The sequence below is a fragment of the Microcoleus sp. S36b_A4 genome (assembly GCF_036700645.1).
Taxonomy (GTDB): Bacteria; Cyanobacteriota; Cyanobacteriia; order Cyanobacteriales; family Microcoleaceae; genus Microcoleus.
Map to the genome: position 1 here is coordinate 1 of NZ_JAUBPI010000144.1, position 551 is coordinate 551.

Genomic DNA, 551 nt, shown 5'->3' on the forward strand with positions numbered 1-551 from the left:
GATGCTCGATCGACTCTACTGTTTCTACAACTGGTTCAGATTCTGGTTGAGGATGCTCGATCGACTCTACTGTTTCTACAACTTGCAAATTTTCGACTATCTGTTCTGGTTGAGAATGCTCGATCGACTCTACTGTTTCTACAACTGGTTCCGATGCTGGTTCATGATGCTCGATCGACTCTACTGTTTCTACAACTGGTTCAGATTCTGGTTGAGGATGCTCGATCGACTCTACTGTTTCTGAAACTTCTAGATTTTCGACAATCTGTTCTGATTGAGGATGTTCTCTCAACTCTACGGTTTCTGAAACTTCTAGATTTTGGACAATCGGTTCTGATTGAGGATGTTCTCTCAACTCTACGGTTTCTGAAACTTCTAGATTTTGGACAATCGGTTCTGGTGGAGAAGGTTCGATCGGGAGTATCTCACTTTTGTAAAAAATGTTTTTTACAAAAGTCAGCATCCTGCTTGCTTGTTTAGATATCTGTAGCGAGTAAGATGATCTGGTTCCTGTGACACCCAAACTGAGATGCTTCCCTGTTATCGGCTGT

1 pseudogene is annotated in these 551 nt (G+C 42.1%); it reads right to left on the reverse strand.

From position 1 onward, the window contains the following. Positions 1–463, reverse strand: a pseudogene (locus tag QUA03_RS27105) (ATP-binding cassette domain-containing protein); the annotation flags it as partial. Positions 464–551: the final 88 nt, after the last annotated feature.